Raw genomic sequence first — 15,425 nt, 5'->3', positions numbered from 1 at the left:
GTGGAAAAATGTTCAGGCGGGCAAGCCGTGGGCGATCAATTCCAGCGGCAATTCCGTGCTGCACTTGATTTGCTCCATGGAAAAGGCGGACGACACGCCCGTCAGTTGCACGGCCTTGATGAGTTTTTTATAGAAAGTATCGTAGCCCTTGATGTCGGTGGTGACGACTTTCAGCAGGTAGTCGATGTCACCACTCATGCGGTGAAATTCCTGTACCTCGGGCAGGACGATGACGGCGGCGGCGAACCGGCGCAGCCATTTTTCATCGTGCTGTCCCGTGCGCACGCTGACGAAAACCGTGACGGGCAAGCCCACTTTTTGCCGGTTGACGATGGCCACGCGGCTCTCGATATAGCCCTCTTCCTCCAGGCGCTTGACGCGCTTCCAGCAGGGCGTGCTGGACAGACCAATCTTCTCGCTGAGGGCGGCGATCGACAGGGTGCCGTCCTGCTGCAGGGCGGCCAGGATGGCGCAGTCGAATTTGTCGAGCGAAGCATTTGGTGAATTCATTTTGTTTTTCCGGTTTTTATGGCATGAATATGCTGCATAGTAGCGTAGTTGCAGTGTCTTTTGGTATATCTTTACGGACGCGGGCCGGTAGACTATTCATACGTTCCAGCCGCTTGCGCTGCGCCTTTTTTATAGAATACTCAGACTGCCATCATGAAAGAAATCTACCTCGACAGCAATGCCACCACTTGCGTGCTGCCCGCAGCCGTTGCCGCCGCCAGACAAGCGATGGAGCAGGGCTATGGCAATCCCAGCAGCACCCACGCGACGGGATTGCAGGCCAAGGCCATGATGGATGGCGTACGCCAGCGCGCCAGCGGTTTGCTGGGCGTGGGTGACGGCCGCTTGATGTTCAATAGCGGCGCTACCGAAGGCATACAGACGGCCGTGCTGTCGGCCCTGTGCGCGCTGCGCGAACGGCGCGATGCGGGCAAGCGCATCGGCAGCCTGCTGCTCTATGGCGCGACCGAGCACAAGGCCGTGCCGGAAAGCCTGGCGCACTGGAACCGTTTATTGGGCCTGAACCTGGAAGTGCGCAAGCTGCCTGTCGACGCGCAGGGACGCCACGATCTGCAGGCGCTCGATGCGATGATCGGCGACACGGCCATGCTGTGCACGATGGCAGCCAATAATGAAACGGGCGTCATCAGCGATTTGTCCGCCATCGCCCAGCTGCTGCAGGAACGCGGTGCAAACGCCTACTGGATGGTCGATTGCGTGCAGGCGCTGGGCAAGCTGAAATTGAACCTGGCGGCCACGCGCATCGACTACGCGCCGTTCTCTGGTCACAAACTGTATGCACCCAAGGGTATCGGCATGCTGTACGTGCGTGCCGGCGCGCCATTTACACCGTTGATGATGGGCGGCGGCCAGGAAGCGGGCCTGCGCTCGGGCACGGAGAACATGGCCGGCATCGCTGCCCTGGGCGCCGTGCTGGCCGCGCTTGAGGATGGCAAGACCTTCCGCAGCCACGCCGATCTGGCCGCGTTCCGCGAGCAACTGGTGGCCAGCCTGGAACGCGCTTTCCCCGGCATCGTTTTCAATATGCCGTTCGACTTGTCGCTGTCGACGACGCTCAATTTTTCCGTGCCAGGCTTGTCCGCAAAAGAGCTGCTGGACTTGTTCGACGCGGCGCGCGTGCGCGTCAGCTCGGGCAGCGCCTGTTCCGCCGCCAAAGCTCTCCCCAGTTATGTCCTGGAAGCGATGCATGTGCCGCAATGGCGCGCCAGCTCTGCCATCCGCCTGTCATTCGGCCCCCTGATCGATGCGGCGACGATAGCTGCCGCCTGTGCGCGCATCGAGCGTTGCGGCGAGGCCTTGCGCAGCAGCTGTTTGCTGCCGTCGGCGCTGATGCCATCGCCGCAGGACGGCGCGCAGGACGGCATAATCCAGCTGAGCGTTGATGGACAGTGCACCTGGCTGCTCAGCGATGCTGCCAGCGCCAGTTGCGTCGTCATTGATCCCGTTGCCGCGCTGGTGCCGCGCCTGGCCGCTTTCATCCGCTGCCAGCACCTGGCCTTGCGCGCCATCGTGCATACGGCGCTGCCAACCGACCATGGCGTGGCGCGCCTGGCATTGCTGCAGGAACTCGCTATCGAACAGCTGGGCCGCATCGATATCGACGGTGAGCTGGCACTGGGCCAGCAGCGCCTGCGCCGCGTCGAATGTGGTGAAACCCATGGGTACCTGCTGGAGCAGCGCTTTGCCTTCATCGGCAACCTGGCGCCCGAGGCGCTGACGCCCCTGCTGGATGCGGGGCTGGTGACGCAAGACACCGTGCTGTGCGCGTCAGGCGACGACGGCAGTATCTGCGCTACCGTGCGCACGGCGCAGGACGGTAGCGTGCCGGCCGCCGACCTGCAGCTCGATGCGGCCGCCTTGCCCGCCTTCCTGCGCCAGCATCCCGGCGCCATCCTCGTCGACGTGCGCGAAGCGTATGAACACGCGGCTTGCGCCGGCACGGTGTTCGAGGGCTGCGAGGTGTGCAGCGTACCGCTGAGCCGCCTGGCGGGGCAGGTAGCCGCGTGGCTGCAGCAGCCGCAGCGCCCGCTGGTCTTTTTCTGCCGCAGTGGCAACCGCAGCGCGCGCGCCGCTGCCTGTCTGCGCCGCCTCGGTCACGGCGCGGCATGGCAACTCAACGGCGGCATGGCGATGGCCGATGCGACGCGCCACCCGCTGGCGATTGCGGCCTGAAGGGCTTGAACTTTCTTCCTTGAAACATTGCACCGTGCCATCATCGGCACGGTGCCCGTAGCGCATTTTCTCCCGTTCATTTCCTGCTGGCATTTTTCTGCCATTCAAGGCGCTGAATTCTTTGCTGAAACGCCCCTAAAACACTGTGTATGTACGCTAGCGCACGGTCTTGCACACAGGGCGCACCTACGATGAAGTTCAGATAATCTCCCTATACCCTGAGATTCGTCGCAACGCTCCGGCGCTTCGCTTTCCGTCTTCGCCAGTGTCCGATCGTGTTCTTCCAGACTGGGCTAGCGTGACGGTGGCCGCTGGTTGCCTGCGTGCACCTAGCGAGGCCCAAGTTGAAAGAGTACACAGCAGTTGTCACGCAGCAGATCAAGGAACAGATTTCCAAATTCAAGGAAATCTTCCGCGACCATCCCCTTGCACCGGACAGTTTCGACGCTGCGCGCGACGATGCCTTGCCCCTGCGCTCCGAGTTATTCAGCGCCATGCAGATGGCCGCCCATGGCAAGCACGTGGCCGCCGGCCATGCGGTGGGACGGCACCATGGCCGCGACCGCCTGCTGGCGCGCCTGGCCGACAATGCAGCCCTGATCACGGCCACCGTCAACGAGCTGACGGCCACGGTGAAAAGCGGGCGGCAGGTCACGCCCGCCTCGGAATGGCTGCTGGATAATTTTTACCTGATCGAAGAGCAGATCCGCACCACGCGGCGCCATTTGCCGAAGAACTACAGCAAGGAACTGCCACGGCTGACCTCCGGCGTGGACGCGGGCTGTCCGCGCGTGTATAAAATTGCGCTGGAAATCATTTCGCATGGCGATGGCCGGGTCGACCTGGAAAACCTGTGCCATTTCATCGAGGCTTACCAGGATGTCGCCACGCTCACGCTGGGTGAACTGTGGGCCGTGCCCATCATGCTGCGCCTGGCCCTGATCGAAAACCTGCGCCGCGTCGCCGCGCGCGTGGCCGACGACCGCATGCAGCGCGACCTGGCCAATACCTGGGCCGACCAGATGACGGACATCGCCGAGCGCAATCCCAGCGGCTTGATCTTGCTGGTGGCCGACATGGCCCGCTCGAATCCGCCCATGACCAGCGCCTTCGTGGCCGAATTGTCGCGCCGCCTGCAGGGACAAAGTTCGTCGCTGACCCTGGCCCTGTCGTGGCTGACGCACAAGCTGGCCGAATCGGGTCTCACCATCGAGCAGCAGATCCAGTCCGAGATCGGGCAGCAGGCGGCCGACCAGGTATCGATCGCCAACAGCATCGGCAGCCTGCGTTTTCTGGGCACCATGGATTGGCAGGAATTCGTCGAGACCATGAGCGTCGTCGAGCAGACCTTGCGCCTGGACCCGGCCGGCACCTATGGCTTGATGGATTTCGCCACGCGCGACAGCTATCGCCACGTCATCGAGCGCATCGCCAGGCGCAGCGCGCGCAGCGAAGTGGAAGTGGCCGAGATGGTGGTGCAACTGGCGCACACGCACGGCAACGGCAATGATGCGCGCTGCGGCCATATCGGCTTTTACCTGGTGGGGCGCGGCGTGCTGGTGCTGGAAAAACAGGCCGGCGCGAAGCTGCCTTTCATCGAAGCGCTGCAGCATACGGCGCGCGCCGCACCGCTGGCCGTCTACCTGGGCGCGATCTGCTTCCTGACGCTGGCGACGAGCGCGCTGCTGCTCGAGCGCGCCGTGCGCCATGGCGTGCAGGGCTGGCCCCTGGCAGCGCTGGGCGCGCTGGCGCTGCTGGGCAGCAGCCAGCTGGCCGTGGCCGTGGTGAACTGGCTGGCGACCCTGATGACGTCGCCGCACCCGCTGCCGCGCATGGATTACCAGGCCGGCATTCCATCGGATGCGCGCGGCATCGTCGTGGTGCCGACCCTGATTTACAGCGAGGACAACGTGGCGGCCCTGTGCGAGGCGCTGGAAGTGCGCTACCTGGCCAACCGCGACCCGAACCTGCGTTTCTGCCTGCTGACGGACTTTGTCGACGCGGAAGCGCAAACGATGCCCGGCGACGGCGCCTTGCTGCGCCAGGCGCAGGAGACCATTCGCGGCTTGAACGAGAAATACCGCGTGGAGGGCGACGCAGTCAAGGAGAATGGCGACCCGGCCGACGCCGAAGCGCTGGGCCAGGTGGATCCGTTCCTGCTGCTGCACCGTCCGCGCCTGTGGAATTCGCAGCAGAATGCGTGGATGGGGCAGGAGCGCAAGCGCGGCAAACTGTCCGATTTGCACGCGTTTTTGCGCGGCGGCGCGCGCGACAAATTCTCGCTGGTGGAAGGCGATTTGCGCGGCCTGCGCACGATCAAGTACGTGATCACGCTCGACACGGATACGCAGCTGCCGCGTGACGCGGCGCGCGAATTCATCGCCACCATGATGCACCCGTTGAACCGCCCCGTGCTGGATGCAGCCGGCACACGCGTGGTGGCCGGCTACGGCATCCTGCAGCCGCGCGTGGCCGTGGCGCTGCCCAGCGCAAACGCTTCACGCTACGAGCTGCTGTGCGGCGGTGAACCGGGCATCGACCCCTACACGCGCACCGTGTCCGACCTGTACCAGGATGTGTTTTACGAGGGCTCCTTCATCGGCAAGGGCATCTACGATCTCGATATGTTCGAGCGCGTGCTGGGGCAACGCCTGCCCGACAATAAAATCCTCAGCCACGATTTATTGGAGGGCTGCTACCTGCGCGCCGGCTTGCTCAGCGACTCGCAGCTGTACGAGGAATACCCGGCCCGCTATGACGCCGACGTGAGCCGGCGCCAGCGCTGGATCCGCGGCGACTGGCAGCTGGTCGGCTGGCTGCTGGGCCGGGTGCCGGGACGCGCCGGCAAGCGCGAACGCAATCCCCTGTCGATGCTGTCGCGCTGGAAGCTGTTCGACAATCTGCGCCGCAGTGTCGTCGCGCCGGCCACCACCTTGTCGCTGCTGCTGGTGTGGGGCTTTTTGCCGCACGTGGCATTCTGGAGCGCGGCCGTGCTGGCCATCATCTTCTTGCCGCCCGTCTTTTCGGCCCTGTACGATTTGCTGCGCAAACCACGCGACACCCTGTGGCGCCAGCATCTGGCCGCCTTCGAGCGGCGCTGCGGTGTGCAGTTTTCACATGCCATGCTGACCCTCGTCTTCCTGCCGTACGAAGCGTGGATCAGCCTGGACGCCATCGTGCGCACCCTGTGGCGCCTGGGCGTGTCGCACAAGCACTTGCTCGACTGGCGCGCCTCGAACCTGCATGTATCGTCAGGTTCGCAGGCCGACAGCTGGCGCGCCATGTGGTGTTCGCCCGCGCTGGCGCTGGCCACCTTTGCCGCCTTGCTGACCTGGCGTCCGGCAGCCTTGCCGGCCGCCGCCGTGGTACTGCTGCTCTGGCTGGCCGCGCCCGCCATCGCCTGGTGGATCAGCCGCCCCATCGAGCGGGCCGTGGCGCGCCTGTCGGCCGAGCAGGGACGTTTTTTGCATGGCGTGGCGCGCAAGACCTGGGCCTATTTCGATACCTTCGTCGGGCCCGATGACCACTGGCTGCCGCCCGATAACATGCAGGAGCATCCGAACCTGGTGGTAGCGCACCGCACCTCGCCGACGAATATCGGCCTGGCCCTGCTGGCCAACCTGACGGCCTACGATTTTGGCTATCTCACCCTGGGCCAGTTGATCGAACGCAGCCGCGCCACCCTGCACAGCATGGGCGAGCTGGAACGCTTTCAGGGCCATTTCTATAACTGGTACGACACGCAGACCCTGAAGGCGCTGCAACCGATGTACATCTCGACGGTCGACAGCGGCAACCTGGCCGGTCATCTGCTGACCTTGCAGCCGGGCCTGGTGGAACTGTACGACGCTCCCATCATCGGTGCGCAGGTGGTGCAGGGCATCCGCACGACGGCGCAGGTGCTGCAGGAATTCATCGCGGCCGAAGGCGAGGGCAAGGCCATGCGCGAGAGCATGAGCCTGCTGCAGATGCCAGCCGCGCCAGCCAGCCTGCACGAATGGCATGCCTATCTGAGTGCCGCGAATGGCGCGGCCGACGTGTTGTTGTCGCTGACCTTGCAAAGCGAGGATGGCGAGCTGTCCATGTGGAGCGGCGCGCTGGCGCGCCAGTGCCGCGCGGCGCTGGCCGAGCTGCTGCAACTGGCGCCGTGGGCGGCGCAGGCGGACCTCGATGCGGCGTGGCTGCGCGTGCCGACCCTGCGCGAACTGGCCAACCTGGAAATGCCGGAAGGCACGCCGCTGGAGCTGGCCGCCTTGCTGGAACAGGGCCGTGAACAGGCGGGCCGCCACATGCGCGACATCGCCCATGCGGCAGGCCAGGCACGCAACTTCGCGCAGATCGAATATGCGTTCCTGTACAACCCGTCGACCAAACTGCTGGCCATCGGCTACAACGTCAGCGAACGGCGGCTCGACCCCAGCTACTACGACTTGCTCGCTTCCGAAGTGCGCCTGGCCAGCTTCATCGCCATCGCCCAGGGCCAGTTGCCGCAGGAGCACTGGTTCGCGCTGGGCCGCCAGCTGTGCATGGTGGCTGGCCAGCCCGTGCTGCTGTCGTGGAGCGGCTCGATGTTCGAGTACCTGATGCCGCTCCTGGTGATGCCGAACTACCCGAATACATTACTTGACCAGACCTACCACTCCGTCATCGAGGCGCAGATCGACTATGGCCGCCAGCGCGACGTGCCATGGGGGATTTCCGAATCCGGCTACAACACGGTCGACGCCAGCTTGAATTACCAGTACCGCGCCTTTGGCGTGCCGGGACTGGGCCTGAAGCGGGGCCTGGCCGACGACCTGGTGGTGGCGCCGTACGCCAGCATGATGGGTTTGATGGTGCAGCCGGAAGCGTCGTGCCAGAACCTGCAGCGCATGCAGGCGGCCGGCTACATGGGCCGCTACGGTTTTTTTGAGGCCATCGATTTCACTACCGCGCGCCTGCCGCGCGGGCAGACCAGCGCCGTCATCCGCTCCTTCATGGTGCATCACCAGGGCATGGGATTTTTGGCCCTCAGCTACCTGCTGCACGACCGCCCGATGCAGCGCCGTTTCGAGTCCGATCCGCTGCTGCAATCGGCCTTGCTGGTGCTGCAGGAACGCACGCCGCAGGCAGGCGCGTTTTACTCGAATACGGCCGAACTGGCGGTGCTGCGCAGCGGCGCGTCTGAACAGGCCATGCCGATGCGCATCCTCACGCAGGCCAACAGCGCCGTGCCGGAAACGCAGTTGCTGTCGAATGGCCGCTACCACGTCATGGTGAGCAATGCGGGCGGCAGCTACAGCCGCTGGAAAGACCTGTCCGTGACGCGCTGGCGCGAAGACAGCACGCGCGATAACTGGGGCAATTTCTGCTATCTGCGCGACCTCGACGACGGTGCCGTCTGGTCCACCACGTACCAGCCAACGTTGGTGGAACCGAAGAAATACGAAGTGATTTTCTCGGAAGGACGGGCCGAGTTCCGCCGTGCCGACCATGGCCTGGACCTGTACACGGAAATCGTCGTCTCGCCCGAGGACGATATTGAGATTCGCCGCACGCGCATCAGCAATAATTCGAACCGCCAGCGGCGCATCGAGATCACCAGCTTTGCCGAAGTGGTGATGGCGCCGGCGGCGGCCGATGCGGCTCATCCCGCGTTCAGCAAGTTGTTCGTGCAGACGGAAATCCTCGCGCATGAAAATGCGATCCTTTGCACGCGGCGGCCCCGCTCGAAGGACGAGCAGATGCCGTGGCTGCTGCATGTGATGACCGTGCACGACATCGAGCGCTACGAAGTATCGTTCGAGACGGACCGCGCGCGCTTCATCGGTCGCGGCAACACGGCGCAACTGCCGCAGGCGCTGCAGGAAAATGGCCCGCTCAGCGGCGGCCACGGCTCCGTGCTCGACCCCATCGTGGCCATCCGCTACGTCATCACGCTGGAACCCGACCAGGCCGTGACGGTCGACAGCGTGACCGGCATGGTGGAACAGCGCGAGGCGGCGCTGCACCTGATTGACAAATACCAGGACCGCCACCTGGCCGACCGCGTGTTTGAACTGGCCTGGACGCACAGCCAGGTGGTGCTGCGCCAACTCAATGCCAGTGAAGCGGACGCGCAGCTGTATGCGCGCCTGGCCAATGCCGTGATCTATCCGAACGCGGCCCTGCGCGCCGAAGCCAGCATCCTGATCAAGAACCAGCGCGGCCAGTCCGGCCTGTGGGCGTATGCCATCTCGGGCGACCTGCCCATCGTGCTGCTGCAGATACGCGACGTAGCCAATATCGAGCTGGCGCGCCAGATGGTGCAAGCGCATGCCTACTGGCGCCTGAAGGGGCTGGTGGTGGACCTGGTGATCTGGTATGAGGACCAGTCGGGCTACCGCCAACTGCTGCACGACCAGATCATGGGCCTGATCGCCTCGGGCATCGATGCGCAGGCGATCGATCGCCCGGGCGGCATCTTCGTGCGCCTGGCCGAGCAGATTGCCAATGAAGACCGCATCTTGCTGCAATCGGTAGCGCGCGCCATCATCAGCGACTTGCGCGGCACCCTGGCCGAGCAGGTCAAGCGCCCGCCCAGCCCCGCGCTGCGCATGCCGCCGCTGTTGCAGGACCCGGCCCGCGAACATGGCGGCGTGCCGCACCGGGCGCAGGCGCGCGAACTTATCCTGGAAAATGGCCTGGGCGGCTTTACGCCCGACGGGCGCGAATACGTGATCACCACAGGCGAAGGTCAACAGACGCCGGCGCCATGGTCGAACGTACTGGCCAATGCGCAATTCGGCACGGTGGTGTCGGAAGCCGGCCAGGCGTATACCTGGAGCGAGAATGCGCATGAATTCCGCCTCACGCCATGGCAGAACGACCCCGTGTCCGACCTGTCGGGAGAAGCGTTTTATGTGCGCGACGAGCAAACGGGCCAGTTCTGGTCGCCCTCGTCCCTGCCCGCGCGCGGCAGCGGCGACTACGTGACGCGCCACGGCTTCGGCTACAGCGTGTTTGAACACAGCGAGGGCGGCATCGCCACGGAACTGTGCACTTATGTGGCGCTCGATGCGGCCGTCAAGTATTCGGTGATCAAGGTGCGCAACGACAGCGGCGTGCCGCGCCGCCTGTCCGTCACCGGTTATGTGGAATGGGTGATGGCCGACCTGCGCGCCAAATCCGGCATGCACGTGGCCACCGAGGTCGACACGATCAGCGGTGCCCTGTTTGCGCGCAATAACTACAACACGGAGTTTTCGGGCCGGGTCGGTTTCTTCAATACGGACGCCAGCATCCGTTCGATTACCTGCGACCGCAATGAATTCATCGGTCGCAATGGCAGCCTGGCGCAGCCGGCCGCCTTGCGCCGCGTGCGCCTGTCCGGCAAGGCGGGCACGGGATTGGATCCGTGCGCGGCGATCCAGGTACCGTTCGAGCTGCAGCCGGGGCAGGAGCGCGAAATCGTCTTCCTGCTCGGCGTGGGCGGGCGCCGCAATGCCGACGCCAGCACCATGGTGCAGCGCCATGCGGGCAAGGATGCGGCCCGCATGGCGCTCAATGCGGTACGCGCGCACTGGGAAAGCACCCTGGGCGCCGTGCGCATCGAGACGCCCGATCCGTCGCTGGACGTGATCGCCAATGGCTGGCTGATGTACCAGACCATCGCCTGCCGCCTGTGGGCGCGCAGCGGCTACTACCAGTCGGGCGGCGCGTATGGTTTCCGCGACCAGCTGCAAGACGCGATGGCGATGATCCACACGGCGCCGCAACTGTTGCGCGGCCATTTGCTGCTGTGCGCGGCACACCAGTTTGTCGAAGGCGACGTACAGCATTGGTGGCATCCGCCATCGGACCGGGGCGTACGCACGCACTGCTCCGACGATTACCTGTGGTTGCCGCTGGCCGCTTGCCGCTATGTGATCGCTACCGGCGACGTCAATGTGCTGTCCGAAGTGGTGCCCTTCATCGAGGGACGGGCCGTCAAGCCTGATGAGGATTCGTATTACGATCTGCCCGTGCGTTCGGGCGAGTCGGCGGACCTGTACGAGCACTGCGTGCGCGCCATCCGCAATGGGCTGCGCCTGGGCGTGCACGGCTTGCCTCTGATGGGCTCCTGCGACTGGAATGACGGCATGGACAAGGTGGGCGAGCATGGCAAGGGCGAGAGCGTCTGGCTGGCCTTCTTCCTGTACGAAGTGCTGCAGCGCTTCGCCGAGGTGGCCATGCTGCGCGGCGATGCGGCGTTTGCCCAGTACTGCCGCGACGAAGCCGTCAAGCTGGCGGCCAACGTCGAGGAACACGCGTGGGATGGCGAGTGGTACCGGCGCGCCTACTTCGACGACGGCACGCCCTTGGGTTCGCACACGAACGAGGAATGCCAGATCGATTCGATTTCGCAAAGCTGGGGTGTGCTGTCGGGCGCGGCCAACAAGGAGCGTGTCGCCGGTGCCATGCGCCAGGTCGATGCGCGCCTGGTGCGCCGTGACTCTGGAGTGATCCAGCTGCTCGATCCGCCGTTCGACAAATCCGATCTCAACCCCGGCTATATCCGTGGCTATGTGCCGGGTGTGCGCGAGAACGGCGGCCAGTACACGCATGCGGCCATCTGGACGGCGATGGCGTTTGCCCACATGGGCGATGGCGAAAAGGCGTGGGAACTGCTGCGCATGATCAATCCCGTGCGCCATGGCGTCGACGCGCAGGCCGTGGCGCGCTACAAGGTGGAACCGTACGTGGTGACAGCCGACGTGTATGCCGTGGCGCCGCACGTGGGACGGGGCGGCTGGAGCTGGTACACGGGATCGTCGGGCTGGTTGTACCGGCTGATCGTCGAATCCCTGCTCGGCTTGACGCGCGAAGCGAACGTGCTGCGCATGGCTCCGGCCATGCCGGCCGAGTGGGACAGCTTCAAGCTGCATTACCGTTTCGGCGCCAGCAACTATGCCATCACGGTGGTGCGGGCGCAGGGGCGGCCTGCGGGACTGTCGCTCGATGGCGTGGCGCAGGAGGGCAACAGCATCGCCCTGCGCGACGAGGGCCGCGAGTATGCGGTGCTATTGCTGGTGTAAATCTGGCGCCGGGTCTTGCCACGTAGCGTGTTCGGGCCGGCGCCGGCCAGCCAGCAGGATCAGACCGGCGCCGAACAGCAGCAGGTCGCGCGTGCGTACTTCGGGTTCGGATTGCGATGCCGTTGGATGATTCGCGGGTTTCGCCATGGCGGCGTGGGGCAGGTAGGCGCAGGCGGCCAGGCACAGCGCCGCCATGTTTCCATTCAAATACATACATTCCTCAAGAAAGCGGCGTCGCCACCAGGTGGCACCGCGCCAGTGTTCATGTCGACGAAATTGTAATTGTAGACATGAACATTGTAAATGAGAAATTATTTAAGCTATATCAGAAGCCCAGGGCCGCGCCCGCGCCCAGCAGGGTGGCCACGCCCAGCACGGCAAAGACCAGCGCGGCGATGCCGTGTACTAGGCGCAGCGACACGCGGTTGGCGATCCTGTCGCCCAGGTAGACGGCCGGCACGTTGGCCAGCATCATGCCGAAGGTGGTGCCCAGCACGACGGAGACGATATCGTGGTAGCGCGCCGCCAGCGCCACCGTGGCCACCTGCGTCTTGTCTCCCATTTCCGCCATGAAGAAGGCGATCAGGGTGGTCAGGAATACGCCGTACCTGGCCAGTTTCGTTTCGTCTTCATCGAGCTTGTCGGGGATCAGGGTCCAGGCGGCCATGGCCAAGAAGGAGACGCCCAGTACCCAGCGCAGCACGTCGGGCCCCAGCATGCTGGTGATCCAGGCGCCGACGGCGGCGGCAAACGCGTGATTGGCGATGGTGGCGACGAAAATTGCCAGCACGATGGGCAGAGGCTTGCGGAATTTGGCGGCCAGCAGAAAGGCCAGGAGTTGGGTTTTGTCGCCGATTTCAGCGAGACCGACGATGCCGGTGGAGATGAGGAATGCTTCCATGAGAGTGCAAGAGGTACGCGGGCCGGACGAATTAACCAATGATCCACGGGCGACTCCGGCCCATGCGGCCGCCCTGGATCAATGGTCTCGTCAAGTTCTGCAACCACCTGCACCATGGCCTGCGGGCCAATCATGTTGATACAGGTTCCCGCGGCAGGACCGCAGGACGACTACTCCCCAATGTTCGAGGCGCATGATACGCCAATGCCGGCGTCGGCGCCAGTACCGCCGGGGAGGGACACGGCCTGGTGTGTGGGAGTTCGACAACAATGATCGATTTGCAAACAGACTCGACATAGAATGCAGTCTGTCCACGACTCCCAGATGGAATGCGCCATGCCGGTCCTTGTCCGCTTGCTTGCCTTGTGTTTGACCTTGTTGGCCCCCTTTCCCGGCCTGTGCGCCGCCGCGTCCTTCGACGACAAGTTCCGCCAGCTCGAAGAACTGCTGCCCACACCGAACAGCTACCGCACCGCATCGGGTGCGCCGGGCCACGCCTACTGGCAGCAGCGTGCCGATTACGTGATCCGCGCCACGCTCGATGAAGCACGGCGCGCCATCACGGCCAGCGAACAGATCACTTACCACAACCGCTCGCCCGACAGTCTCGCGTATCTGTGGCTGCAGCTGGAGCAGAATGGCTTGCGCCAGGATGCCGACCAGCGCCGCGTATTGAGCGCCCCCTCGCGCCAGGCATGGCTGAGCGGCAACGAAGAGGACGCGCTGAAATTCGAGGACCTGCGCGCCATCCATGCGGGCCGCGAATTTGACGGCGGCTTCAAGCTCACCGCCGTGAAGGCGGCCAGCGGCAAGCCGCTGCCGCATGTCGTCAACCAGACCATGCTGCGCATCGATCTGCCGGTGGCGCTGGCGCCCGGCCAGAGCATCACGTTCAACATCGACTGGTCGTATCAGATCAATGACCAGAAGGTGCTGGTTGAGCGCTCCGGCTATGAATATTTTGAAGACGACAAGAACACGATTTTCCAGATCGCGCAGTGGTTCCCCCGCATGGCCGCGTATTACGACGCCGTCGGCTGGCAGCACAAGCAGTTCCTCGGCTCCGGTGAATTCACCCTGGAGTTTGGCGACTACGAGCTATACCTGACGGTGCCGGGTGACCACGTGGTGGCGGCCACGGGCGAGCTGCAAAATCCTGCCAGCGTGTTGAGCGCGGCGCAGCGCGAGCGGCTGGCGCGGGCGAAGAACAGCAATACACCGCTGCTGGTGATCACGCCCGCCGAGGCGCTGGCGGCGGAAAAGGGCCGGGCGGCGGGGATGAAAACCTGGCACTTCAAGGCGGCCAATGTGCGTGACGTGGCGTGGGCGTCGAGCCGCAAGTTCATCTGGGATGCGCAGGGACTCGATAGCGGCGGCAAGCGCGTGATGGCCATGTCCTACTATCCGAACGAGGGCAACCCGCTGTGGCAGCAGTACAGCACGCGTGCCGTCGTGCACGCCATCGAGCAGTACAACAAGTACAGTTTCGACTATCCGTATCCGAACGCGATTTCCGTCAATGGCGCCGTGGGCGGCATGGAGTACCCGATGATTGCGTTCAATGGCGGGCGCCCCGTGAAGGACAAGAAGACGGGAGAACGCACGTATTCGAAGACGGCCAAATATGACCTGATCGGCGTGATCATCCACGAAGTGGGCCACAACTATTTTCCCATGATCGTCAACTCCGACGAGCGCCAGTGGACGTGGATGGACGAGGGCCTCAATTCCTTCCTGCAGTATCTGGCCGAGCAGGCGTGGGAAGAGCATTTCCCCTCCTGGAATGGCGAGCCGCGCAAGATCGTCGACTATATGCGCAGCCAGAACCAGGTGCCCATCATGACCAATTCCGAGTCCTTGCTGCAGTTCACGGCGAACGCCTACGACAAGCCCGCTACGGCGCTCAACATCCTGCGCGAGACCATCCTCGGGCGTGAACTGTTCGACTTCGCCTTCAAGCAGTATGCCTTGCGCTGGAAGTTCAAGCGGCCCACGCCGGCCGACTTTTTCCGCACCATGGAAGACGCTTCCGGCACGGACCTTGATTGGTTCTGGCGCGGCTGGTTTTATACCACCGACGCGGTCGACATCAGCATCGACGGCATCAGCGAATATGGCGTGAGCACGAAGAATCCGGAAGTCGAGAAAGCGTGGAAGAAGGCGCAGAAGGCGGCGCAGCCCATCTCGATCTCGGACCAGCGCAACAAGGCGCTGCCGAAGAAGGTCGATGTCGATCCGGCGCTGAAGGATTTCTATAACCAGCACGATGAATTCATGGTCACCAACAAGGACCGCAACAGCTATGCGGAAGAGCAGGAAGCGCTGGAGCCATGGGAGAGAAAGCTGCTGGAACAGCGCAACATGGGCAAGCATCTGTACCTGGTCGATTTTTCGAATCTGGGCGGCCTGGTGATGCCGCTGATCCTGGAAATCGAACTCAAAAGTGGCAAGAAGATCATCGAGCGCGTGCCGGCCGAAGTGTGGCGCTATGCGCCGCACAAGATCAGCAAAGTGATCATCACGGACGAGCCGATGGTAAGCCTGGTGCAGGACCCGTACTGGGAGACGGCCGATATCGATACCAGCAACAATGCCTGGCCGAGAAAAATCACGCCATCGCGCCTGGAACTGTTCAAGCTGGACCGCGACAAGAACAACCTGATGAAGGATTTTAATACGCCGCTGAAGGCGCCCGAGGCCAAGGCCGAGACGAAGTAGGGATGCAGCGCCGGCCAGTCCGGCGCTTTTTTTCTGCCGGCCTGCGCCGGAAGTGCTATTCTGCGCGA

General features: G+C 63.9%; 6 protein-coding genes and 1 riboswitch. Of the genes, 3 read left to right on the top strand and 3 right to left on the bottom strand.

What is annotated here, in order from left to right; genetic code table 11:
- Window positions 1-12: 12 nt before the first annotated feature.
- The gene (locus ACQ4WS_RS20830; RefSeq protein WP_046682091.1) at window positions 13-510 is read right to left on the bottom strand and encodes an Lrp/AsnC family transcriptional regulator; all 498 of its coding nucleotides are present in this window, start codon (window positions 508-510) and stop codon (window positions 13-15) included.
- 153 nt (window positions 511-663) lie between these two features.
- Here ACQ4WS_RS20830 and ACQ4WS_RS20825 point away from each other — a divergent pair, with 153 nt between their 5' ends.
- Window positions 664-2,703, top strand: coding sequence for an aminotransferase class V-fold PLP-dependent enzyme (locus ACQ4WS_RS20825; protein WP_436478934.1), 2,040 nt, complete (start codon window positions 664-666; stop codon window positions 2,701-2,703).
- Between the two features lie 407 nt (window positions 2,704-3,110).
- Window positions 3,111-11,738: a glycoside hydrolase family 94 protein gene (locus ACQ4WS_RS20820; protein ID WP_436478944.1), complete on the top strand. Its 8,628-nt coding sequence runs from the start codon at window positions 3,111-3,113 to the stop codon at window positions 11,736-11,738.
- Here ACQ4WS_RS20820 and ACQ4WS_RS20815 read toward each other — a convergent pair.
- Together ACQ4WS_RS20815 and ACQ4WS_RS20810 are read right to left on the bottom strand one after the other, a co-directional pair.
- A complete protein-coding gene (locus ACQ4WS_RS20815) occupies window positions 11,724-11,951 on the bottom strand; it encodes a hypothetical protein (protein WP_436478933.1) in 228 nt (75 codons plus the stop codon). The two genes, ACQ4WS_RS20820 and ACQ4WS_RS20815, sit on opposite strands and share 15 nt — an antisense overlap.
- Before the next feature lie 112 nt (window positions 11,952-12,063).
- The gene (locus ACQ4WS_RS20810; protein ID WP_436478932.1) at window positions 12,064-12,639 is read right to left on the bottom strand and encodes a TMEM165/GDT1 family protein; all 576 of its coding nucleotides are present in this window, start codon (window positions 12,637-12,639) and stop codon (window positions 12,064-12,066) included.
- A 21-nt stretch (window positions 12,640-12,660) separates the two neighbouring features.
- Window positions 12,661-12,830: riboswitch (yybP-ykoY riboswitch) on the bottom strand.
- 145 nt (window positions 12,831-12,975) lie between these two features.
- Here ACQ4WS_RS20810 and ACQ4WS_RS20805 point away from each other — a divergent pair.
- Complete coding sequence (locus ACQ4WS_RS20805) at window positions 12,976-15,357, top strand: M1 family metallopeptidase (protein ID WP_436478931.1); 2,382 nt, start codon at window positions 12,976-12,978, stop codon at window positions 15,355-15,357.
- The last annotated feature ends 68 nt before the right edge of the window (window positions 15,358-15,425 follow it).

Origin of the sequence: Janthinobacterium leeuwenhoeki, from assembly GCF_051380795.1 — a bacterium.
Classification (GTDB): Bacteria; Pseudomonadota; Gammaproteobacteria; order Burkholderiales; family Burkholderiaceae_D; genus Janthinobacterium.
Note: the sequence above shows the minus strand (reverse complement) of the source record. Positions and strands in the feature narration are given on the sequence as shown.

Excerpts from the sequence above, each read along its gene's own strand:
- ACQ4WS_RS20810 (WP_436478932.1), bottom strand. The coding sequence starts at position 12,639 with ATGGAAGCATTCCTCATCTCCACCGGCATCGTCGGTCTCGCTGAAATC.
- ACQ4WS_RS20830 (WP_046682091.1), bottom strand. The coding sequence starts at position 510 with ATGAATTCACCAAATGCTTCGCTCGACAAATTCGACTGCGCCATCCTG.
- ACQ4WS_RS20805 (WP_436478931.1), top strand. The coding sequence starts at position 12,976 with ATGCCGGTCCTTGTCCGCTTGCTTGCCTTGTGTTTGACCTTGTTGGCC.
- ACQ4WS_RS20815 (WP_436478933.1), bottom strand. The coding sequence starts at position 11,951 with ATGTATTTGAATGGAAACATGGCGGCGCTGTGCCTGGCCGCCTGCGCC.
- ACQ4WS_RS20825 (WP_436478934.1), top strand. The coding sequence starts at position 664 with ATGAAAGAAATCTACCTCGACAGCAATGCCACCACTTGCGTGCTGCCC.